Source organism: Lysobacter fragariae (assembly GCF_054779775.1).
Map to the genome: position 1 here is coordinate 99,000 of NZ_BAAGXP010000002.1, position 21,825 is coordinate 120,824.

19 protein-coding genes are annotated in these 21,825 nt (G+C 62.4%); 11 read left to right on the plus strand and 8 right to left on the minus strand.

From position 1 onward, the window contains the following. Positions 1 to 109 precede the first annotated feature (109 nt). The 3 genes from aceE to ACYVD7_RS03020 all read left to right on the plus strand — a co-directional run bounded on the left by aceE (position 110) and on the right by ACYVD7_RS03020 (position 5,745). A complete protein-coding gene (aceE, locus tag ACYVD7_RS03010) occupies positions 110 to 2,800 on the plus strand; it encodes a pyruvate dehydrogenase (acetyl-transferring), homodimeric type (RefSeq protein ID WP_460758882.1) in 2,691 nt (896 codons plus the stop codon). Positions 2,801 to 2,890: 90 nt separating this feature from the next. Further along, complete coding sequence (locus tag ACYVD7_RS03015; RefSeq protein WP_460758883.1) at positions 2,891 to 4,495, plus strand: AAA family ATPase; 1,605 nt, start codon at positions 2,891 to 2,893, stop codon at positions 4,493 to 4,495. 548 nt (positions 4,496 to 5,043) lie between these two features. Then, a complete protein-coding gene (locus ACYVD7_RS03020; RefSeq protein ID WP_460758885.1) occupies positions 5,044 to 5,745 on the plus strand; it encodes an AlbA family DNA-binding domain-containing protein in 702 nt (233 codons plus the stop codon). Between the two features lie 87 nt (positions 5,746 to 5,832). On the opposite strand, the gene ACYVD7_RS03025 is transcribed toward ACYVD7_RS03020, so the two are convergent. From ACYVD7_RS03025 to ACYVD7_RS03040, 4 genes are all read right to left on the minus strand, one after another. After that, positions 5,833 to 6,735 (minus strand): nuclease-related domain-containing protein, encoded by a 903-nt coding sequence (locus tag ACYVD7_RS03025; RefSeq protein WP_460758887.1) that lies wholly within the window; start codon positions 6,733 to 6,735, stop codon positions 5,833 to 5,835. Positions 6,736 to 6,751: 16 nt separating this feature from the next. Beyond that, a complete protein-coding gene (locus ACYVD7_RS03030; protein ID WP_460758889.1) occupies positions 6,752 to 8,779 on the minus strand; it encodes a DUF2075 domain-containing protein in 2,028 nt (675 codons plus the stop codon). A gap of 499 nt (positions 8,780 to 9,278) precedes the next feature. Next, on the minus strand, positions 9,279 to 9,464 hold the full coding sequence (locus ACYVD7_RS03035; protein ID WP_460758891.1) for a hypothetical protein: 186 nt from the start codon (positions 9,462 to 9,464) through the stop codon (positions 9,279 to 9,281). 581 nt (positions 9,465 to 10,045) lie between these two features. Beyond that, positions 10,046 to 10,510, minus strand: coding sequence for a hypothetical protein (locus ACYVD7_RS03040; protein ID WP_460758893.1), 465 nt, complete (start codon positions 10,508 to 10,510; stop codon positions 10,046 to 10,048). Between the two features lie 209 nt (positions 10,511 to 10,719). On the opposite strand from ACYVD7_RS03040, the gene ACYVD7_RS03045 reads away from it, so the two are divergent. The 4 genes from ACYVD7_RS03045 to ACYVD7_RS03060 all read left to right on the plus strand — a co-directional run bounded on the left by ACYVD7_RS03045 (position 10,720) and on the right by ACYVD7_RS03060 (position 14,176). Further along, positions 10,720 to 11,121, plus strand: a complete 402-nt coding sequence (locus tag ACYVD7_RS03045) for a hypothetical protein (RefSeq protein WP_460758895.1) — start codon at positions 10,720 to 10,722, stop codon at positions 11,119 to 11,121. A gap of 32 nt (positions 11,122 to 11,153) precedes the next feature. Further along, positions 11,154 to 12,533, plus strand: coding sequence for an XVIPCD domain-containing protein (locus ACYVD7_RS03050; protein ID WP_460758896.1), 1,380 nt, complete (start codon positions 11,154 to 11,156; stop codon positions 12,531 to 12,533). A gap of 292 nt (positions 12,534 to 12,825) precedes the next feature. Further along, a complete protein-coding gene (locus ACYVD7_RS03055) occupies positions 12,826 to 13,809 on the plus strand; it encodes an N-acetylmuramoyl-L-alanine amidase (protein ID WP_460758898.1) in 984 nt (327 codons plus the stop codon). 13 nt (positions 13,810 to 13,822) lie between these two features. Then, on the plus strand, positions 13,823 to 14,176 hold the full coding sequence (locus tag ACYVD7_RS03060; RefSeq protein WP_460758899.1) for a hypothetical protein: 354 nt from the start codon (positions 13,823 to 13,825) through the stop codon (positions 14,174 to 14,176). Positions 14,177 to 14,287: 111 nt separating this feature from the next. Here the strand turns inward: ACYVD7_RS03060 and ACYVD7_RS03065 are convergent, their stop codons facing one another. Further along, the gene (locus ACYVD7_RS03065; protein ID WP_460758901.1) at positions 14,288 to 14,626 is read right to left on the minus strand and encodes an RcnB family protein; all 339 of its coding nucleotides are present in this window, start codon (positions 14,624 to 14,626) and stop codon (positions 14,288 to 14,290) included. Positions 14,627 to 14,850: 224 nt separating this feature from the next. On the opposite strand from ACYVD7_RS03065, the gene ACYVD7_RS03070 reads away from it, so the two are divergent. Both ACYVD7_RS03070 and ACYVD7_RS03075 read left to right on the plus strand, forming a co-directional pair. Then, positions 14,851 to 15,543, plus strand: coding sequence for a PIN domain-containing protein (locus tag ACYVD7_RS03070; RefSeq protein WP_460758902.1), 693 nt, complete (start codon positions 14,851 to 14,853; stop codon positions 15,541 to 15,543). A gap of 319 nt (positions 15,544 to 15,862) precedes the next feature. After that, on the plus strand, positions 15,863 to 17,056 hold the full coding sequence (locus ACYVD7_RS03075) for an RCC1 domain-containing protein (protein ID WP_460758903.1): 1,194 nt from the start codon (positions 15,863 to 15,865) through the stop codon (positions 17,054 to 17,056). 129 nt (positions 17,057 to 17,185) lie between these two features. Here ACYVD7_RS03075 and ACYVD7_RS03080 read toward each other — a convergent pair whose 3' ends face one another. From ACYVD7_RS03080 to ACYVD7_RS03090, 3 genes are all read right to left on the minus strand, one after another. Further along, positions 17,186 to 18,226, minus strand: coding sequence for a saccharopine dehydrogenase family protein (locus ACYVD7_RS03080; protein ID WP_460758905.1), 1,041 nt, complete (start codon positions 18,224 to 18,226; stop codon positions 17,186 to 17,188). Positions 18,227 to 18,240: 14 nt separating this feature from the next. Further along, on the minus strand, positions 18,241 to 19,167 hold the full coding sequence (locus ACYVD7_RS03085; protein ID WP_460758907.1) for an NAD-dependent epimerase/dehydratase family protein: 927 nt from the start codon (positions 19,165 to 19,167) through the stop codon (positions 18,241 to 18,243). 67 nt (positions 19,168 to 19,234) lie between these two features. Further along, the gene (locus ACYVD7_RS03090; protein ID WP_460759783.1) at positions 19,235 to 20,068 is read right to left on the minus strand and encodes an alpha/beta fold hydrolase; all 834 of its coding nucleotides are present in this window, start codon (positions 20,066 to 20,068) and stop codon (positions 19,235 to 19,237) included. Between the two features lie 312 nt (positions 20,069 to 20,380). On the opposite strand from ACYVD7_RS03090, the gene ACYVD7_RS03095 reads away from it, so the two are divergent. Then, the gene (locus tag ACYVD7_RS03095) at positions 20,381 to 20,824 is read left to right on the plus strand and encodes a MerR family transcriptional regulator (RefSeq protein WP_166054639.1); all 444 of its coding nucleotides are present in this window, start codon (positions 20,381 to 20,383) and stop codon (positions 20,822 to 20,824) included. 56 nt (positions 20,825 to 20,880) lie between these two features. Further along, the gene (locus ACYVD7_RS03100; protein ID WP_460758909.1) at positions 20,881 to 21,807 is read left to right on the plus strand and encodes an acetoacetate decarboxylase family protein; all 927 of its coding nucleotides are present in this window, start codon (positions 20,881 to 20,883) and stop codon (positions 21,805 to 21,807) included. Positions 21,808 to 21,825 lie beyond the last annotated feature (18 nt).

Sequence of the window (21,825 nt, forward strand, 5' to 3'; positions counted from 1 at the left end):
GTGCGGGCTGGAGCCCCCGCCGGAGCGGTGTTGTTAGTGGTCTTGTTAGAATCCCGACTCTATTTCCGACCCCCACAGCGCCGGCCAGCGGGCCGCGCGGAGCCCCCACATGAATTGGCTGAACGAGCTGCTGCAGAACGACCCGGACCCCACCGAAACCCGCGAATGGGTCGAATCCATGCAGGCCGTGATCGCGCGCGAAGGTGCCCCGCGCGCGCACCAGCTGCTGGAAGGCATGGTCGAAGTCGCCCGCCGCTCCGGCGCCCACCTGCCGTTCTCGCCGACCACCGACTACATCAACACCATTCCGACGCACCTGGAGGCCAAGTCCCCCGGTGACGCCGCGATGGAATGGCGCATCCGCTCGCTGATCCGCTGGAACGCGATGGCGATGGTCGTCCGCGCCAACCGCAAGCCCGGCGACCTGGGCGGCCACATCGCCAGCTTCGCCTCCGCCGCCACGCTCTATGACGTCGGCTTCAACCACTTCTGGCGCGGCCCCGAAGGCGACCACCCCGGCGACGTCATCGGTGTCCAGGGCCACAGCTCGCCCGGCATCTACGCGCGCAGCTTCCTGGAAGGCCGCCTCACCGAAGACCAGCTCGACAACTTCCGCATGGAAGTCGACGGCCGCGGCGTCAGCTCCTACCCGCACCCGTGGCTGATGCCGGACTACTGGCAGGTGCCGACGGTGTCGATGGGCCTGGGCCCGATCGCCGCCATCTACCAGGCCCGCAACTGGAAGTACCTCGAAGGCCGCGGCCTGCTGCCCAAGTCCGACCGCAAGGTCTGGGCGTTCCTCGGCGACGGCGAAACCGACGAGCCCGAATCCCTCGGCGCCATCTCCGTCGCTGGCCGCGAAGGCCTCGACAACCTCGTCTTCGTCGTCAACTGCAACCTGCAGCGCCTCGACGGCCCGGTGCGCGGCAACGGCAAGATCATCCAGGAACTCGAAGGCCAGTTCCGCGGCGCCGGCTGGAACGTCATCAAGACCATCTGGGGCAGCTACTGGGATCCGCTCCTCGCGCGCGACACCACCGGCACGCTGCGCAAGCTGATGATGGAAACCGTCGACGGCGAATACCAGAACTGCAAGGCCTTCGGCGGCAAGTACACGCGCGACAACTTCTTCGGCAAGTACCCGGAGACCGCCGCACTCGTCGCCAACATGTCCGACGACGACATCTGGCGCCTCAACCGCGGCGGCCACGACCCGCACAAGGTCTACGCCGCCTACGAAGCCGCGCGCAACACCACCGGCATGCCGACCGTGATCCTCGCCAAGACGGTGAAGGGCTACGGCATGGGCGCCTCGGGCGAATCGCTCAACCCGACCCACGGCACCAAGAAGATGGACGACGAGTCGGTCAAGCTGTTCCGCGACCGCTTCAACATCCCCGTGACCGACGCCCAGCTCGCCGACCACCAGGTGCCGTTCTACCACCCCGGCGCGAACTCGCCGGAAGTCGAATACCTGATGGAGCGTCGCCGCGCGCTGGGCGGCTTCCTGCCGCAGCGCCGCCGCAAGTCCACCGAATCGCTCGAAGTCCCGGCGCTTGAGACCTACGAGCGCCTGCTCAAGTCCACCGGCGATCGCGAGATCAGCACGACCATGGCGTTCGTGCAGATGCTCAACATCACCCTGCGCGACAAGGCCGTCGGCCCGCGCTGCGTGCCGATCGTCGCCGACGAAGCGCGCACCTTCGGCATGGAAGGCCTGTTCCGCCAACTCGGCATCTACGCCCCGCAGGGCCAGAAGTACAAGCCGGTCGACCGCGACCAGCTGATGTACTACCGCGAGGATTCCGCGGGCCAGGTGCTGGAAGAAGGCATCACCGAAGCCGGTGCGTTCTCCTCGTGGCTCGCCTGCGCGACCAGCTACAGCACCAACAACCTGCAGATGCTGCCGTTCTACATCTACTACTCGATGTTCGGCTTCCAGCGCATCGGCGACAGCGCCTGGCAGGCGGCGGACATGCGCGCGCGCGGCTTCCTGCTCGGCGCCACCGCGGGCCGCACCACGCTCAACGGCGAAGGCCTGCAGCACGAAGACGGCCACGGCATGGTCCAGGCCGGCCTGATCCCCAACTGCCGCAGCTACGACCCGACCTTCAGCTTCGAGGTCGTCACGATCATGCAGCACGGCATGCAGCGCATGCTTACCGAGCAGCGCGACGAGTACTACTACGTCACCCTGATGAACGAGAACTACACCCACCCGGACATGCCCGAAGGCAGCGCCGAGGGGATCATCAAGGGCATGTACCTGCTGCAGGACGCCGGCAAGCCCAAGAAGGGCGAACTGCGCGTGCAGCTGCTCGGCTCCGGCACCATCCTGCGCGAAGCCATCGCCGCGGCCGAACTGCTCGACAAGGATTTCGGCGTCAGCGCCGACATCTGGTCCTGCCCCAGCTTCAACGAGCTCGCGCGCGACGGCCACGACGCTACCCGCACCAACCGCCTGAACCCAGAAGCCAAGACCCCGGCCAAGCCCTACGTCACCCAGCTGCTCGAAGGCCGCCAGGGCCCGGCCATCGCCGCCACCGACTACATCCGCATCTACGCCGACCAGATCCGTGAGTTCGTGCCGATGCGCTACACGGTGCTGGGCACAGATGGCTTCGGCCGCTCGGACACGCGCGCCAACCTGCGCAGGCACTTCGAGGTGGATCGCTTCCACATCGCGCATGCGGCGATCGCGGCGCTGGCGGCGGAAGGCAAGATGACGGCGAAGGATGTGGCCAGGGCTATCAAGCAGTACAAGATTGATAGTGAGAAGCCGAATCCGATTGGGGTTTGATGTCGGTGGAAAGTAGGGCGACCATTGGTCGCCCTACTTTTTTTGAGCTCAATTCCTAGCTATTGGTAACTAAGTAGGGAGTGTGGATATATGCCTTTTAGTTTCTCGGTTCCCACTGCGGCTGGAATAAAGGAAATAACTGTCGAGAACGGGGCGTCCGTTGTGTTTGTTGGTGCAAATGGTTGCGGCAAGACACGTCTTGCGGTTCGCATCGAGAGCACCCTCAATCTAAACGCACATCGAATCTCAGCCCATCGCGCGCTCACGCTCAATCCAGCCGTTCCAAAAATAAGTGAGAGGGAGGCGCTAACGGGACTTCGGACCGGATATGCGCAAGGTGGAGAAGCTCACCGACCCGGCCATCGCTGGCAGGGTAACGCCGCAGGAGCATTGCTAAACGATTTTGACTTCCTTGTGCAGGCCTTGTTTGCCGACCAAGCACGAAAGTCGTTAGAGACCCATCGAAGGGTTCGGGCCGGCGATCAGGGGCCAGCTGACCCTACAAAATTTGAAGTACTAGGTGAGATCTGGCAGCGACTGTTGCCCAACCGGCAACTTCATATCTCGGGGGACGACATTGAGGTCGTGAACCCAGGCACTGGCTCTAGGTACCCTGCATCAGCAATGAGCGATGGAGAGCGTGCAATCTTCTACATGATTGGCCAGGCGCTGTCGGCCGCTAACGATTCGCTTCTAATTTTTGACGAGCCAGAACTCCATGTTCATCGCTCAATAATGGCAAAGCTTTGGGACGAGCTGGAGGCGGCTCGATCTGATTGTGCGTTCGTATTCATTACGCATGATCTAGAGTTTGCCGCTACCCGCGTGGCTAAGAAATTCATAATTAGCGAATACGACCCGGCTCCCACTTGGGATATTGACGAAGTGCCTGAAAACACCGGGTTTAGCGAGGAAGTGACAACGCTAATCCTTGGCAGTCGGAGGCCGATACTTTTCGTAGAGGGCGACGAGAACAGTCTTGATGCCGCAATCTATCGATGCTGCTATCCGGAGTGGACAGTTATCGCACGCGGGTCATGTGAGGAGGTCATTCATTCTGTTGTAACGATGAGGCGCAATCAGGCGCTAACTCGAGTCACTTGCTCTGGCATCGTCGATGCTGATGCTTACCAAGCAAGTGACATTGAGTACCTTGCTCTTCTAAGCGTCGCGGTCTTGCCGGTTTCAGAAATTGAGAATGTCATCCTGCTGCCCGAAGTCAGTAGGAAAATCGCCGAAACCGAGGGATACGAGGCGGAGGAGCTCGATGTACGTCTGGCTGCCTTGAGGGCAGCGATCTATCAGTCGCTAAACTCGGAAGAGGCGATCAGTGAGGTGGTGGCGCGATACTGCCGCCGCCGTATCGATCGCCAATTGAAGAAGGTGGATCTAAGTGCTGCGCGTACTGTTGCCGAGGTGGCGGAAGAATACCGCAGGCAAACGAGTGCGTTGGACATAGATCAAATTGCTGCAGAGGTTAGGGAGCGTATTGTTGCTGCGGTTCAGAACGATGATCTGCCTCTTCTGCTGGCGAACTACGACAATAAAGGGCTCCTGGCATGCGCAGCTACCCATCTCAAGAGGACTAGGCTAGTCGACTTCGAGGGGTGGCTTACCAGGGTCTTGAGGAACAACAAGGCTCCGGCGTTGGTCGCGACAATCAAGGAGGGGCTTCCGCAGGTCAGGCCAGCGTAATACGTGGGCAGGGCAAGCAAAGAGCGGTCTTAGAACTCGTCGTAGGGCTGATTTAACCCCGCCACTCTTGCGAATTAAGTGGGCAGGTTTATTTGCGGGATGCGGTAAAAATGAACCTGCCGCCCTTGCTTGGCATCCGGTACCTTGGAAGCCTTACGTGGATGTCTAGTGCGACTAGTCTCTCAATATCGAGTCGGGCAGCGCGAACAAGTGAAACAGGGGTCAGAGTCGACTTTCCGAAAAGTGCACTCCACCCCCTGTCTCCACTGCCGCCACCGACTACATCCGCATCTAAGCTGACCAGATCCGCGAGTTCGTGCCGATGCGCTATACGGTGCTAGGCACCGACGGCTTTGGTCGTTCGGATACGCGCGCCAACCTGCGCCGGCGTTTCGAAGATCGATAGTGAGAAGCCGAATCCGATTGGGGTTTGAGTCAAGATAAGAAGGCGGCCTGGCCGCCTTTTTTCTGGGTCGCATCTGCGTGGAAACGCGGACGTTCAAGCGCTTAGAGTGCGAGTATTTAGCGTACATACAAAGGGCCATCACATGGAATCCAGCTACAGCCCCTTCTCCAAGCAACTCGAAGACGTCTTGGTCGATGATCTTGTCGCACTAAGAACTGTCCACGAGGGATGGTATGTCGAATACAAGGAGGCCGTGCCGAACCCGCCGGCAATCGCCAAGTCCGTGTCTGCCTTCGCCAATACGTATGGCGGGTTCCTCTTTTACGGAGTTAAAGAGAAGTCAAAGGACAACAACGTCGCAGATGAGTTTCTGGGAATTGCTTCTTGTGACGTTGAGTCTATGCGCGAACGGATTCGCCAGGCGATTTGCGCACATTCGGCACCTGAACCCCACTTCGACATCAAGGTCTGGTCTGGCCCGAGTGACGCGCTGGAGCTGGCTGAAGGCCGATCCATCATATGCATTCGTGTTCCGAGAAGTAGCAGGGCGCCACACATTCATAAGAGTGGCGTCATCTACCGTCGGGTTGCGGACTCCTCGGAGCCAACGCCGGAAAACGATCGACACGCGTTAGGCGAACTGTTCAAGCGCTCAGACAAGCTGCTAGAGAAGTACAGATCGTGGTACGGGGCAGATCCTGACTTCCACTACGAGGCCGAGAAGACCCATCCGTACCTACGCATACTGATAGCGTTTGACCCTTGGCGAGAAAGACGGCCGTGGCTCCAGCTCACTACCCCGGAAATACGCAAGCTCTTTAACCCGGACGATAAGCCCGCGTAGGGCGCAATAAGCGGAGCGCATTGCGCCGCATGTTCCGGAGTCCTTGCATCCGGCGCATTACGCCTCCGGCTAATGCGCCCTACGAAGTCATTTATTCGCGGCGCCTTCCGCGGGATACCGCATCACAAGCGCTTGGGTGATGAGGCCAGTCGTTCCTGCGTCGAGCAGGCGTCCGGCGCGATCCGCCATGAACTGTGCTCCTCGTCCTGCGGGGTTGAAGACGCGAACTTCTGGGGCCGATGCCTGGCCGGATTCGATCCACCAGCCGGGTAAGGCAAGTGCGGGAATGACCGGCACCGATTGACCAGTTGCTTGCCGTAGGTAAGCCGACAGCCACTCGGCTTGGCGCTTGGTCTGATGCAGCTTCTTGGTGTTGGTGAAGTCCGGGAAGCGCAGTGACTGTCCGTCATAGACCACCTTGAAGTGGTCCTTCGTGTCGGTGGCGCGTGGCTTGCGCACCGACTTGGTCTCGATGGCATAGACCGCTCGTGGCCCGATCACAACATGATCGATATTGAACTTCTCGCCGGGCACGTCGTGCAGCACGGTGCAGCCAAGCGCCATCAACCGATTTAGCTCCTGTGCCGTGTAGAGCTCTGCTTGGAGACCGGCATTGGCCGCGCGGCGCAGTTTGCCGTTGACAAAGATGCGCCAAATGGCTGCGCCTGCCATGAGTACAAACATGGCCGCAAGAAACCAGTCCCAGAAATTGAGCCGGATGCGCGACCAGTCGATACGCTGCATCGCCCAGAAGGCGAGAAAGAATGGGCCGAGAAAATACAGCATCGTCAGGCCGATCATCATCTCGTCGGTGTGCGCTTCCACGCGCTTGCGCAGTTGTTCGCCCGCCCCGTAGATCGGTCGGCTCTCGATCGGAGAACGTCGGCCATCGCGATCCTGCCATTTTCGGTATCCAAGGAAGAGTCCGACTGCGACCAACGTAGGGATAACGATCGAGCTAAGTACGATCAGGGCATTAATCCAGCTCATGGCCCTGCGTCCGTGTTTAGGCCTCAAGCTCGGAAAGACCGAGCGACATGAGGTAGTTGTAGGTTGGGTCGTAGAAGTTGGCCGACCGCGTTGGATCGGAGCCGCTGCCGTCAGGAACAACCAGCACCATTCCCTGGCGAGCGCGGGTCAGCAGTACTCGGTACGCGTTCTTCAGATAGATTTTCCGCTCGAGCTTGTTGACTCGGTTCCAGCGAGTGCCCTTGAACTCGTGATGCGACCAGCCTTCGCCGTTGAAGCGCAGGTCGCCATCCCACACAACGCACGCCCAATCCAGTTCCAGCCCCTGCACTTGGAACTCGGTGGCCGCGTCTTCGAGGTAGTAGGAGGACCGCGTGTCTTCCTTGCCGTCGAGGAACCACTTCACCGGGTCGGTTTTCACGCGAACGTCGATGGCATGTGGCTTGAGTCGTTGCGCCTGCGAGGACACCACAATGCCGTAGCGCTCGGAGCCACGGGCTTGATCGCGCAGCCAGCGCTTGGCCAAGTCCAGCCTGCGCGTGATCTTGATGGGATAGCGCGCTGCCAGCTCAGCGAGTGTTTGCTTGGCGGCGGCTTCCTCAACGTCCAGCACTTCACGGACGAACTTGCTTAGCGACTCGGCGCGGAAGGAGCGCATCGAGGTCGCCAGATGGAGGTCGGGGTTGCTGCGCGTATTGGGGAGCGCGATAACCTTCTTGAGTGCCCTGTCGCTGCGGTACTCCGATTCGGTCAGGTTGGGCGACAGATGCACCTCCCAATCTTGGAAGCGCTTCAGTACGGCATCCAGCCACTCGCTAATGCCCGCCTCACCGGTGTTGATCTCCTGCCCGCCGCCGACGAGGCAAACAACAACGGCCCAATCCTTGTGCCGGTCTGCGCAGGAGATCAGGAATTCCGGCTCAGATTGATCGAAGCCAGGAATGCCCTTCTTCCGCGCCATGAAGGAGGTCGTCTGTTCCAGCGTCCACGCGCGCTGGGCTTCGTCAAATAGAACGACGTGCTCTGGTGGCGCTCCGGCATCTGCAAGGCAGTCGTCACGGAAGTGGTGGACGTTCTGAATGAAGGTGGAGACCTTCTGACGAGCTTCGCCCTTCTTGATGGACATGTTCTGGCTGGCGGCGCGCGCCACGGTGTCACGTGCCAACGCTTCCCTCAGTACGGCTACTAGCGGCCCATTGCCGGAAAGAAAGACGCTATAGGTCGCGCTGTCCTTGTCGAGATGCCGATTGGCCACATCAAGACCGACGAGCGTCTTTCCGGCGCCCGGCACACCCGTAACGAAGCAGATGGCCTTCTTTCCGGCGACCCTAGCTTCCTCAATGATCTGATCGACAGCCTTGGACGTGATTGCAAGGTTCTGGGCACCGGCTCCATGGCGCGATATCGATTCGACCGAATGCCCGGCATACAGCGCCCGCGCTGCCTCGATGATCGTCGGCGTCGGCAGATAACGGCCGCTTTCCCACTTCGCAACATCGATGCGAGGAGCCGTCAGGAATGCGAGCGACTTGGCGATGACTTCCTGCAAGTCGGTGGCACTGGCGCGAATAGGGCGCACCAAACCGTCGTCATGCAAGGTGTGCTGAAGCTCTACGGCCTGCGGCACGGCTTTGGTCGCCACCAACACCGGTGCAATGCAGATGTCATGACTGGCGTCGTGGAAGTTCTTCAGGTCGAGTGCGTAATCCCACACCTGATCCAGCGCGGCCACATGGAACTGCGATTCGCCCGCCTTGAACTCCAGAATGAAGAGCACATGGCCAACAAGCAGGATGACGTCAGCACGCTTGCCCAGGCGAGGGATCGTGTATTCAAAGTAAATCTTGGCGGACGAGCGCTCCACCTCGGGGAGCTGCAGTCCCTTGAGGATTTCAATCTCCTCCTGCCAAGCGTTGTTCTGGGTGAGCTCCAGATCACCGCCGGCCCGCTGAGCCAGCTCTCCGAGGATTTCGGTAGCGCTCTGTTGAACAAAGTCATCGAATTGGGCGCCGTATAGCCAACGACGCACGGGCGCGGCGATCTGGGTAACTTGATTGCCTTCCATTCGCAGTGCCCTTGCGTCCCCTGGCGTCGCCCCAGGGTACCAACAGTTCTGGATGCCTGCCTTTGCCACATTTGTGTGTGCCGCGGACCGGACTTGGGGCCAACAACTATGGACTCGGAGTATCGGGAACCCACCCATCTTCGAGCTCAATCCAGCCGAAATCTTCATCGTCTTCGACGAAGAACTGAAAGCCGCAATGGCAGGTATGAAGTTGTGGGCTCTCGCCAACCCATGTTGTGCGCCGGCCACACCTCGGACACGTCGTCGGTTGATCGTGCATGAGGTAAATCGGTAGCTCGGTCATGTCCTGCAGCCTTGCTGATGGGCAGGTCATGAGAGTCCAACCGACGCTCACGCCCTGAGATCGGGTGCAAAGTGTGTCGTACGAAACAACTCCTTTTCCGTTCCGGGAAAAGAAACGGCCGGGTTCCCCCGGCCGTTTCCATGTTGCATGTGCCGCCTGCGCATCAGGCATGACGGCAATGAAGCTCGCCAGCCCTCAGCGGCACCGTCCCCTATGGTCGCCATGGCCGAGATGGGCGCTGACCGCTTCACGCGGCAGCTCCAGCGTCTTCTTGCCTTTGTGGCAGACCAGCTCCTTGCCGGCCGGGCCTCCCAGTTGCACCGGCAACAGTTCGCAGCCGGACAGCGACAGGACGAGCAGCAAGGCGAGCAGGCATTTCATTCGGGAATCTCGTGACGGGATGATGCGACAGGGTAGTGGCGCGCTCTGCGGCGGAGCCGTGACACAGGTCGTGGCTCGGCGCGGAAAACAGGGGCCGGAGCACATTTTTCAGGGGCTCAGCCCCCGAGGCGGGACCATCGGAGTCCCCGAACCCACTGGCGGCCGCACGCTGCCTTGGTGCTCCTGCGGTGCTTGCACCCTGAAAGGTCCAGCCTTCGACCTCCAAGCGCGGAGCTTCCACCCCAAGGGGGCCGGCCTTCGAGCTTCGAGCTCGGAACGTCGACCCTGGAAGGTCGAACCTTGGACCCTGAAGGCCCGGAGCTTCGACCTTGGAGGTCCGGGCTCCGAGCTTGAAGCCCGGGGCTTCGACCCCGACAGCTCGAAGGTTCGACCTCCAAGCGCGGAGCCCGGACCCCGAAAGGTCGGAGCTTGGACCCCGTAGGGTTCAGGTGCGGACCCTTCGGGGTTCAACGCCCGAACGTCGCCCATGAAAAAGCCCGGCAGACCGGGCTTGCCACCCCATCTGCCGGGCCATTGCCCGTGCCGCCACTAGGCGGCTCGGGCGGGCAGGGTCGGCCGGGTCAGGCCGGCTCGGCCTCGGTCGCGCGCCGCTTACGTGCGAAGCGCGCCGACAGCTCGCGCCGCGCGCTCTTGAGCGCTTCGCCCTTGCCGGACACTTCCAGCAGGCGATAGCCCTCCAGTGCGATCGACATCATGTCGCTGCCCAGGGCCATCTCGGTGTCGTCGGCCTTCTCCACCAGCTGGCGCAGCTGCTGCAGGCGCGGACGCAGCTGTTCCAGCGCAGTGCGGTCGGCTAGCGCTTCGGCCAAGCCCAGGCTCGGCGGCACGATCTGCGGGTTGTTCTCGAGCAGCGTCAGCGCCTGCTCGCAGAACTCGCGCGACTTGGGCCCCATCTTCTTCATCTCGATGCGGTCGTCGGGCTGCAGCGCCACGAAGGGCGTGAACACGCGGCGCACGGTGGCGAGCGCGCCGTCGAGGTCGGCGAGGTCCTGCGTGGAAAGCGTCAACGAAATCAGGTTCTGCATGGGCAAGCTCCGTTTGCTGGATGAGTGACGCCCGCCATTTGCGGGCGATGCAGCGTGGCGGAGATCGCCGCGGTGGTCAGTCGGGGAATGCCGCGGGGTCGGGTAGGAGTTTTCCTACAGGGCGGGTTTCCGCACTGGTGTCGTGCCTGGTTGACGGGTGAACGTCCGCGGGACGTATCCTAGGCACACCACAACGCAAGGATTGCCACATGGAACCATGGATAGGGCGTGCGCTGACGATTGCGCTATCAGGGATGCTCTGCATGAGCTGCGCTTCCGCAGGGGAACGGCAGGGTAGTTCCCGTTATCCGGCGGTGTTGCATGGTGTGTGGCAGGGGAGCTTTCAGAACTGCCAGTCGCCCGACGGCCTCGATAGCGATACGCGGATCGAGATCTCTGCGAACAAGCTGCTTGATTACGAGCAATGGAATGATCCTGTCAGCATCGTCCAGATCTCGAAGAAGCCGCTGGCGTGGAAAGTTGTGTCGATGCTGCAGATAGATGGGTACGCAACCCGGCAGGAAGAGGTCTTCGTGCTCAGTGGCCAGAACAACGGCATGCTGACCATCGCCGACGAGAATCGGTCGGCAATCTACGCTCGCTGTGATTGAGCCTTACCGGCGCAACGAAAGGAATCGAATGCATGTCCAACGATCTGACCCCGGAGGCTCAGGTTGCCCCTGAGCCGTTGCCGCGATATCGGCTCATTCAGAAGGGACACATTGTCAATATTCCGGTCACGGACTTTGACAGCCTCGTCACACATCATCCTGATGACAACATCCGCGCGAGCGTGGTCAACGGCGTAGTGATTTCTGGGGAGAGAGGCCGCCGCCACGCCGTAATCGGCGGCGAAATCCAGGAAATCGAAGTCCGCACCGCGCAGCGCACCTACGGCCTCACCCCAGACCAGGTACTCCTGAAGAAGGACTTCATGCTGGAGGACTCCCGCATTGCGAGCGGCGCCGCTGGCGTGCGCAACGTGGACGTGCCCGCACCGCTGGCTGGCTACATCGGTGATCGCAACGATGCGGAAGGTCGCGTCGACATCTACGACCGCGAAGGGGGTGAGGTCATCGCCCGCGTCCGCCACATGCGCGACATCGCGGTCAATGTAGGCGACACCATCCAGTACGGGCAGTCGCTTGGCACGCAGGGCAGCCGGCAGACGCCGAAGATCCACGTCCACATGGAAGTCGACACCCGCTACTACCAGCAATACGAAAACTACCTGCAGGACCTTGTGGACGGCCGGCTCTCGATCGATCCGGCGCGACGCACGGCAGGCATCGAAGCGCGCGAAGTCGTTGACGACGGCATCATCCGGATCGGCGAGTCCTCCGACATGGTCCGCCGGGTGCAGCAGCGCCTGAATGCCGAGGGGTTCCGCGGGATGGACGGCCGCGTGCTGCAGGAGGACGGCGTCTACCGCTTGTCCATGCAGGCCGCGGTCATCAACTATCAGGCGGCGCGGGGACTGCCGCAGACCGGCGACATCGATCCGGGCACGCTTCGGCAGATCGCTCCCCGCATGGTGCCGCCGGAGGTCAATCCGGAAGGCCGTGGAAACGATGCGCGCCCGCCGTGGCCGCCGCAGCCGCGCGGCTTCGGTGACCAGGCCGACAGCAACGCGCCCCGCGATCACGCCCATCCGCTCTTCGCGCAGGCCGAAAGCGCCATGCGTCGGCTGGACGGCAGCCTGGGCAAGGACTACGACGGTGTCAGCGCATGCATGGCCGCGAGCGCCGCGTGCCTGGCGAGGACGGAGGGACTGTCCCGTATCGATCACATCGTGTTGAGCGTGGACAGCGGCGCGGTGCGACGCGGTGAGAATCTGTTCGTCGTGCAGGGCGACCTGGGTGACCCTAGGTCTCTCGTCGCGCAGATGAAGACCCGCGACGCACAGATCGTGCCGCTCGAACAATCCCTGACGCGGCTCCAGGCGCCCGGTGCACCTGTGGTGAAGGCGGAGCACATGGACACGCCATCGATGACGCGGATGCAGCCGTTCCGGACGGCGTAGCCGGGCAGGTTCGTGCAGAAGCAAGGTCAGAGCGCACTCCATTTCGAACGCCCCCTGGCCCGATCCGCAGAATTTCCACAGGTTAGGTTCGTTCGCCGACCCGCGCCAAAACCGAGGTCGGAGTGCATTTTTCCTGCTCGTGTCGCCGGGCCGGTGCCATGTTTGAAACGATCAATTTCTCGAAGGCCTGGAAGCAGGGCAGGATTGGGCGAGGGTTGCTATTGACGGTTGGTGTGAGCGCCTTATGTAATGCCGCTCACTACAGGACGTTCAATTCGACAAGGAGTCGAGCATGCCCGGCGAAAACCCGCCTGCACCCGCGACATCAAGTCCCGGACCGATCCTCCCCGACAATTCCACCCATCCCGACCACGCGCGATATCAGCAAGTGGCTGCGGGCGTTGAGCGGTTGGCGTGCTGGCCGCCGGATCAGGCGCGGAACATGGCAATGGCGTTGTACGCGGAAGTTTCGCGCGACGCTTGCATGAAACGGGTGGATGGCGTGGTCCTCGGGAGTCCCCTCGCCAACCCGCAACAAGTGTTTGCCTTGTATCGACCCTTCGGAAACCAGGAACCATCCTTCCTGGCCAGTGCGCCTGTCTCAGCGGCGCAGACCCCGATTGCAGCGGGGGTGTTGTCATCGACGCAGGTAGACAAGGAGGGGTACCTCGTTGATCCGGGCATCGTCAGGCACGGCATCGGTGCGCTGGAGCACGGGAAGCTGCAAGGCCCGCACGCGATCGTCATGCATCGAACGGGTGGCGCGAATGCAGCCAGTGCGCTCGCATCGTTTGCCACCGGTACCGGCACCCACTTCATGGTCGACAAGGACGGGACGATCTATCAGACCGCCAGCCTGGAACAGAAGACCCACCACGTTGGAAAGATCAGATCGCGTTGTTTCGAGGAAGGTACCTGTGAACCGGCTGAACAGCAGGCATTGAAGGCGCTGGGTTTTGCACCCAAGGCAATCCACGACCGCGAGCAGGTGAAACCGTACCCGCAACGCTACCCGGTGAACGAAGACAGCATCGGGATCGAAGTCGTCGCGCGGCATACGGCAACTGGTTGGGAGTCGCCTACTCCGCAACAGCGGGCTTCGATCGATCGTCTGGTAGGAATTCTTCAACAGCACTATGGATTAGGAGATCGCGATGTCTATCAGCACGATGTTGTTTCCTACAAGACGCAAGGCGAGGGCGCTGGCCTGTACCAGCACGGCAATACTGGGACTGTTGAGCCTCCTGTCGTGCAGCCGCGCGGCCTCGCGCGCTGAATCGCATGGGCTGTTGGTTGTCCAGGACGTGCAGCCAGCCGTTCTTGCATCGCAGCCGGGCGCAGGCGACGAGCAACTGCCCAAGGCCTGCAGCGCCTGGCGCCTGAGCAAGGCGCAGGTCGAACGGTTCTTCGCATCGAGCAGCGAATATCCGCAAGCCAAGCCCCACGAGTTCTACGACTTGCCATGCACGATCAGCGGCACGCTGACGGCGGAGGGCCGGCGATGGGACTTCACCATCAACGCAGCGGCCACCGCCGTATGGCGCAGTGGCAGCGACGAGCGTTACTGGGGGTGCCGGGCAAAAGCCTGCGAATCGATGGTGTTGCTGATGCCGGACGACCTTGATCCGGGCAAGGGCGAGTAACGGGCGCCCTCCGGTGCTCCGGAATCTCAGCGGTGGTCTGGACCCAGTGGAGCAGGGGCCAGCGCGAAACAAGGGCACAGCTATGGTGCCCCCGTTCCGCAGGCGCAGCGATCAGTAACCCAGCGCCTGCGCGATCAGCCCGGTCGCTACTTCAACCAGCAGGTAGCGATCGTCCATCGGTTGCACCCAGCGGTAGCCTTCCGGCGGTGGGCTCAGGCGGTAGGCGCGGTAATCGTCGACGTAGTAGCGCGGTTCGATGTCGACCCACACGACGCGGTCGCCACGCTTCCACTGCTGTTTGTACCAGCCCAGGTGTCGGCCCTGGTCGTGGTGGCCGTAGGCCTTGTGTGACTTCTCGTGCCCGCCCTTGTGGTGCTTGTCGGCCAGCGCCGGGGAGGCACTGAACACGAACGCAGTCAGCGCGGCGGCAATCAGGGTGTGCTTGTTCATGACGCGCTCCTTCGTGCAACGGTGCGTGCACCTTGGGCGGGCACGGGTGAAGGCTGGGGCAGATTGCGATGAACCTGCGGCAACGGTTCAGATGACGCGATCGCCGCGTGCCACGGCGAGGTGAAGCCGGCCCATTCGTTCCCAAGGGGGCGATGTTCGCCAGCCGTCCTTGCAGCCCGCCCATGGCGTCCTACACTCCGCCCACTGCAATCGGAGTACCGGACATGGCGACGCCGTTCTTCCTTATCGACTTCGAGAACGTCCAGCCCAAGGCGCTCGACCGGCTCAAGCCGGGCGCGGCCCGGATCAAGGTGTTCCTGGGCGAGCAGCAATCCAAGCTGATGCTGGATGTGGTGCAGGCGCTCCAGCCATTTGGCAGCGACGCCCAGTACATACAGATCCACGGGAGCGGTCCGGACGCGGTCGACTTCCACATCGCGTACTACATCGGACGCATCGCCGCGGAGGAGCCCGGCGTGGCGTTCAACATCATCTCGAAGGACAAGGGATTCGATCCGCTCGTCCGCCACCTGGAAAAGCAGGGCATCGCCTGCCGCAGGCTCACGGAAATTCCCGGTGGACCGGCGACGGCGGGTGCGGCCAAGAAGGCGACGAAGGCCGTAGCCAAGAAAGTTGCCAAGAAGGCAGCGACGAAAGTCACCGTCACTGTGCTTCCCGAGGCAAATGGCGCCGCGCCGGCGGCGAAGGGTGCCACCACGAGCGCACGGGTGCCGGAGGTAATCGCCCTGCTCAGGAAGTCCACCAAACCCACCAAGCTGTCGGGGCTCAAGGCGTCGATCAAGTCGTGGTTCAAGCCCGCGCTCGACGACAAGGCCGTCGACGCCATCGTGCAGAGCCTGCAAAGCAGCAAGAAGATCACGGTCAGCGGGACGAAGGTCGTCTACTCGCTCGGCTGAGGGCTTTTGCGAGCTGTTTTCAATCTCGAGAAGCAAGGGCCAGAGCGCACTCCATTTCGAACGCCCCCTGGCCCGATCCGCAGAATTTCCACAGGCCAGGTTCGTTCGCCGACCTGCGCAACCGATGACACGTCGCATTGCGCCCGGTATCCCGGCCATTCAGCAATTCCAACGTCATCGCCGTGTCCGGTGCCACCGGAGTCCTACGTAATTTCCAACATCGCCCTCGCGTAATCGCGAGCGATCAGGCAGCGGATCGACAGCATCCGGAGCAGGAAATGCCGGGAACGGGCCACGCACCAACCCACCGGAGGACGCCATGTCGACGCACGCCACTTCATCGATCGCAATCGCCGGCCGCGTCCGGCCACGCCGCGCGCTCGCGCGCGGGTGGTGCGCATGGTTGGCGGTCTGCGTGCTGCTGTGTTCTTCCACGGCCTTCGCGGCGCCTCGCACGCGCGTGGTTGCCTGGGGCGGCGAAGTCGACGACACGATGCTCTTCATTCCCTATTCCCTGGACGACGCGGTCGCCGTCGCGGTGCCGTACGTCCTGCGCGCCAATGGCGACGTGCTCCAGATCGGCACCATGCCGCCGGTGGTGCGGGCGAGCAATGCCAAGGCGATTGCCGCCGCGTGGGGCTGCCTGGTGGTCCTGAGCCGCGCCGGCACGGTGGCGGTGCTGGGCGATGCGTCCTGCCCGACCGCGGTGCCCGCGGGTCTTTCCGGCGTGATGGCGATCGACACGAACGGCAGTTTTGTCATGGCGCTCACGAGCGCCGGGCGCGTGGTGGCCTGGGGCGACAACCGGACCGGCCAGACCGACGTGCCACCGGGATTGCGCAACGTCACGGCGATCGCGGCCGGCCGCAGTCATGCCCTCGCGCTGCGCTCCGACGGACAGGTGGTGGCGTGGGGCGCCGGCACCGATGGCGAGCTTGACCTTCCCGCCGGGTTGACGAATGTCGTGGCCATCGATGCCGGCGGTGTCTACAACCAGGCGCTGAAGTCCGATGGCTCGGTGGTGGCGTGGGGCGACATCTACGAATCCCCGCGGCCGGCGCCGCTGGGCCTGCCGCGCGCGGCTGCGCTGGGTGCGGGCGAGTGGCGCCGGGCCGCCGTGGTGCTGCGCGACGGCACCATCCGCGAATGGGGCTTCCTGGAAGGCAAGGCCTTGCCGTCCGGTCTGGATCGGGTGAAGAAGCTGTCGATGGGCTATGTCGTCAACTACGCGCTGGTGGCGGCCCCGATCAGCCCGGCGGAAGCGATTGCCGACATGCGCGTCGACTTCAACTGGCTGGTGGCGATCGAGGACGCGGACCGCAGCGCACTGAATTCCTACCTGGATACCGCTGCCTGGGCCGTGGCAGCCCATCGCATCCCGCTGGCGTGCGATGCGATGCGCTTGTTCTCCGCGCGCGCCGCTGCGCCCGACGTCTTTTTCTACTATCCGGGCCGGGTGACGTACTTCGTCGCGCAGGCCGATGACGTCCTGCGCCTGATGCGTTGCAGGTGATGGATAGCAGCTCGTAGGGCGGGTTTTAACCCGCCGCCTTTTACTTCGAAGCGGCGGGTTAAAACCCGCCCTATGCACTGTTTCCGATACCGATGTCGCCTTGCGGCCAACATCGGACATTCGTTGCGACTAATTGATTTCGAGTTTCCCCGACCCTGGCAGATGACTGACCAGCGCCGGTCCAAGTAGCTTGGATGGGGTATACGCACCCGGTTCTGGCGAATTGACCAGTAAGTGATCGACGACGTGTAGCGATCCGTCGATAGTCAGGCTGTAACCGTTGGCCGTGCGAATGCGCGCCGTCCGACGTTCACCTCGTGCGTTGGATACTTCCCCCCAGACAAAGGTCGGAATGGCATCGCGTTGGGCTTCGCTCGGACCCTTCACCGATTTCGCGATGCGTGCCTGGGCGAGCTTCTGGAGCCACTTCATCGCAAGCAGTGGCCGGATCCAGTTGGCGCGTCGCGCGTGCGCAATCAGGCGAGGCGAGGCGGGGACAAACACCTCTATGTTGGGGATCCCGGTTGTAAGGAAGGCGGTCGATACGTCGCCCCAGGGAATCGTCATCGCCAGCTTTTCACCATCACCGAAGTCGATGCGGCGAACCTCCCATGCAAGGGGAACAGTCAGGATCTTGCCGTCGCGACGAACCTTGCCGCCGGCTGCCATGCCTTCGATAGAGGTCTTGGCGGTGCCTGGCGACAGACCTGAGCGCGAGTCGAACCCCAAGGACATGTGCGTGGCATCCGGGAGAGACGCCTTGAGCGCCGCTGCCACGCAGTCTGTCGGGATGACGTCAAAACCCACGCCGGGGCACAGGACAACCCCCACCGCTTTCGCGCGATCGCCCAGGGTCTGCGCCTGCTCGAGCACGGCGATTTCGCCGGTGATATCGAGGTAGTGCGTACCGGTCGCAAGGCAGGCTTCCATCATCGGCGTTGCCGTCGCGGAAAAAGGCCCGGCGCAATTCAACACCAGCGCGTGGCCCCGGATCTGCGCGACGAGTGCTGGCGAATCGTCGAGACCGAAGATCCGCGCCTCCAGCTTCAACTCGCTGGCCAACGCTTCAACGGCATCGCGGTTCCGTCCGGCCAGCACTGGCGTGAGGCCGCGCCGTGCCGCCTCACGCGCGATGAGCTCGCCCGTGTAGCCATTGGCGCCATAGATCATCCATGGGCCCGCCTTCATTGGGCCTCGCGAATGACCTGTACCCCGGTCGGGTACTTGGTCACCTCGAACTCAGGGAACCTGCGCTTGAACTTGCCGGAATCGAACAAATTGTCCTGCCCATAACGCGGCAGCAACTCGCGGATCTCGCGCACTTGCGGCGAAAACAAGCCAGCGAATGCGAATGCCCATTTGCCCAGAACCTTGTACGACACAGGCCGGCCGAAGGCCTCGCAGGCCATGGTCACGAATTGGCGGTACGTGGGACGGTCGTCGTCACAGGGCAGATGCCACGTCTGTCCGTAAGCATCTGGGGTGTTGCCCAGCAACGCCAGGGAGCGGCTGGCATCCGGCGTCCAGATTAACGTACGCCGCGTGTCGTCGCGGATCGGCACGCGTGGCTGCTTGCCGGCCTTCAGCTTGTCGGTGACCAGCGCGTTGGTGAAGCTCTGTGTCTTGCCAGGGCCATAGAACTCCGGGGCACGCCCGATCAAGACAGGGATGTCGCCACGTGCCATCTCTTCCAACACCATCGTGGCCATCGCTGCGCGCACGCGACCCTTCGGCCCGTTCGGCGCGAACGGCGCCTCCTCGGTCAGCACGCGCGCATCCTGCGGGTACATGTACGTGTTGTCGAAATAGGCAAACTTCGCGCCAGCGGCGCGGCTCGCATCCAGGGCATTCCGCAGCATGGTCGGGAACTGTCGCTCCCACAGGGCGGTATCCGGCGGCAGCCCGGCGGTGAAGTAGACGATTTCGCTGCCTTCCACTGCCCGCGCCGTCTGGCTTGCATCCATCAGATCGGCGGATGCGAGCGTGTCGTCATGATTGACCTTGCGTGGATTGCGGCTGACCAGCCTCAAGTCACGGGTGAATTCGCGCCGCAACACACGCGCCAGCTCAGTGGCGATCTGGCCGTTGGCGCCCAATATCGATTGCATCATGATCCCTTAGCGTTTCATCACACGCCCCGCATCTCGTACGGGGCGTGTCCATTCGTATCGACTTCGATCAGCCCTGCTGCAGGAAGGCCAGCAAATCGGCATTGACCTGGTCGGCATGCGTGGTCGGGATGCCGTGCGGCGCCCCCTTGTAGGTCAGCAGCTTGCCGTTCTTGACCAGCTTGGCCGACAGCACGCCTGAATCCTCGTACGGCACGACCTGATCGTCATCGCCGTGGATGACCAGTACCGGGATGGTGATTCCCTTCAGGTCCTCGGTGAAATCGGTCTGCGAGAAGGCGACGATGCCGTCGTAATGCGCCTTGGCGCTGCCCATCATGCCCTGCCTCCACCAGTTCCAGATCACCCCTTCCGATGCCTTGGCGCCGGGACGGTTATAGCCGTAGAAGGGGCCGGCGGGAACGTCGTAGTAGAACTGCGCGCGGTTGGCGGCGACCTGCGCTTGGAAGTTGTCGAAGACCTCCTTCGGCGTGCCGCCCGGGTTGCTCGCGGTCTTGACCATCAGGGGCGGCACGGCGCTGATGAGCACGGCCTTGGACACCTTGTCTTCGCCATGACGCGCGATGTAGCGCACCACCTGACCACCGCCCGTGGAATGTCCAACGTGCATGGCGCCCTGGGTGCCCAGCTTCTCGACCACCGCGGCCGTGTCGTCGGCGTAGTGATCCATGTCGTGGCCGTCCCAAACCTGGCTGGAGCGGCCGTGGCCGCGGCGATCATGCGCGACGACGCGGAAGCCCTTGTTCACGAAGAACATCATCTGGGCATCCCAGTCGTCGGAACTGAGGGGCCAACCGTGATGGAAATGGATGACCTTGGCGTCGCGCGGGCCCCAATCCTTGTAGAAGATCTCAACGCCGTCTTTGGTAGTAACCGTAGCCATATGCTGGTCTCCTTGTGTGTTGGTACGAGATGAGGAACTGCGATCGGCTGCCGACGCCCACGCGGGGAGCACCAAGCTCCCAGCCATGGCAGCACCACCGATCAACAGTCGACGGCGAAGTTCATTCACGTCGGTACCGTCTTGACGAATCAGATCGGAAATATGTTTCACCGCTGGCCTCCTGATGAGTTCAACCTAGAGGACGTTGTATTCCGGTGATTGCGGGTGAGGCTTCATGGCCATCCTGCTTGACCGGCCCGCCACCGTAAGCTTAAAGTTAACTTCAATGTCAACGTGCTTCCGATGTGCGGTATGAAAATTGGTGAATTGTCGAAACTCACGGGCCTGACAGCGTCCCGCATCCGCTTCTACGAGAGCGCCGGCCTGCTCCTTGCGGTGGCGCGCCAGGCCAACGGTTATCGCGATTACGCTCCCGAGACGGCCTCGATGCTGGAGATCATCGACAGCGCCCAACGCGCAGGTTTCTCACTGGAGCAGATCCGTCATCTGCTTCCCCTTGGCGATGGCAGCTGGAACCACGAGGAGTTGCTGGTGGCGCTCAAGGCCAAGGTCGCCGAGATCGAGGTATTGCAGAAGCGCCTGAAACAGAACAAGGCGCAGTTGCTGGTCGCCATCGACAGTATCGAGAACCGACCGGACGGCATCGAGTGCGCGGACAATCGGATGCGGGTGCTGAACCGGCTGCGTGGCAAGGGCGTGGTGGCCTCGCGCCGCAAACCGGCTCGCGATGCCTGAGACAGCGTCCACGGACTTGACCTTCAACTGTGGTTGAACCCTAGCGTGCGAGTCGGGTGATCGACGAGGCGCCGACGGTGGAACAGGGATTTACAGAAGTCGAGTTCGGTGGGCACAAGGTGCTCGTGCCGTCGGGTGGGTATTACGACCGGTTCCGCATGAATCCGGACCTGGATGAGGTGGCCCGAGACCCGGCCGCAGGCAATATCGACTTCTTCCGCCGCATCCCGAAGTCGTTGGTGGCGACTCGCGTTGGCCCTGCCTGGTCACCCAACTTCTACTACCGAACCAGCAGCGTCCAGTTGCTGTTCCTGGCGCCGCTTGCATGCTTGCGCGCAGCCCTGCCCATGCCCTTGGAACCACTGCGGCCATTACCCGGCCACGGGCTGGTGGCGCTGACGTTCTTCTCCTACCGCGTGTGCGACAACGACCCCTACAACGAGGTCTCCATCGCCGTGGTCATCAGGCGGCCCGGGACCCGCGGTTCCCACGCCTTAGAACTTGCGCGGACACTGCGGCGGCGCGCCTATGTCGCGCATGTGCTCGCACTGCCCGTCGATACCGAGATCGCACGCGTGCGCGGCGTGCATGGATACCAGTTGCCCAAGTGGCTGGCCGACATCGAACTGGAGATCGGGTCGAAGGTGCGAGCGCAGATCCGCTCTCGCGGCGGTGCACCGGACCTGTCGCTGGAGGCGACGCCGCCCAAAGTGTGCACGGTGGCGCCGCAATCGCGTTTAGGCGCAACCACAATGGTCCACCTGATCGACGGCACATGGCACCAGACCACCGTGCAATCGAATACGCTGGCGTTCGCCCAGCAGATGCTGCCGAAGGACGTGATCCTATCGCGCCATGGCGGTCCGATGAGCCAATTGCTGGACGGCTTGGGCGCATCCACCCTGGTGCGCATGGACGTAGTAAAGGACGCGCAACTGGTATTGAACATGCCGCGCCCACTGAAAGCACTCGATCGCGCCTGATGCCCATAAAGAGGAACC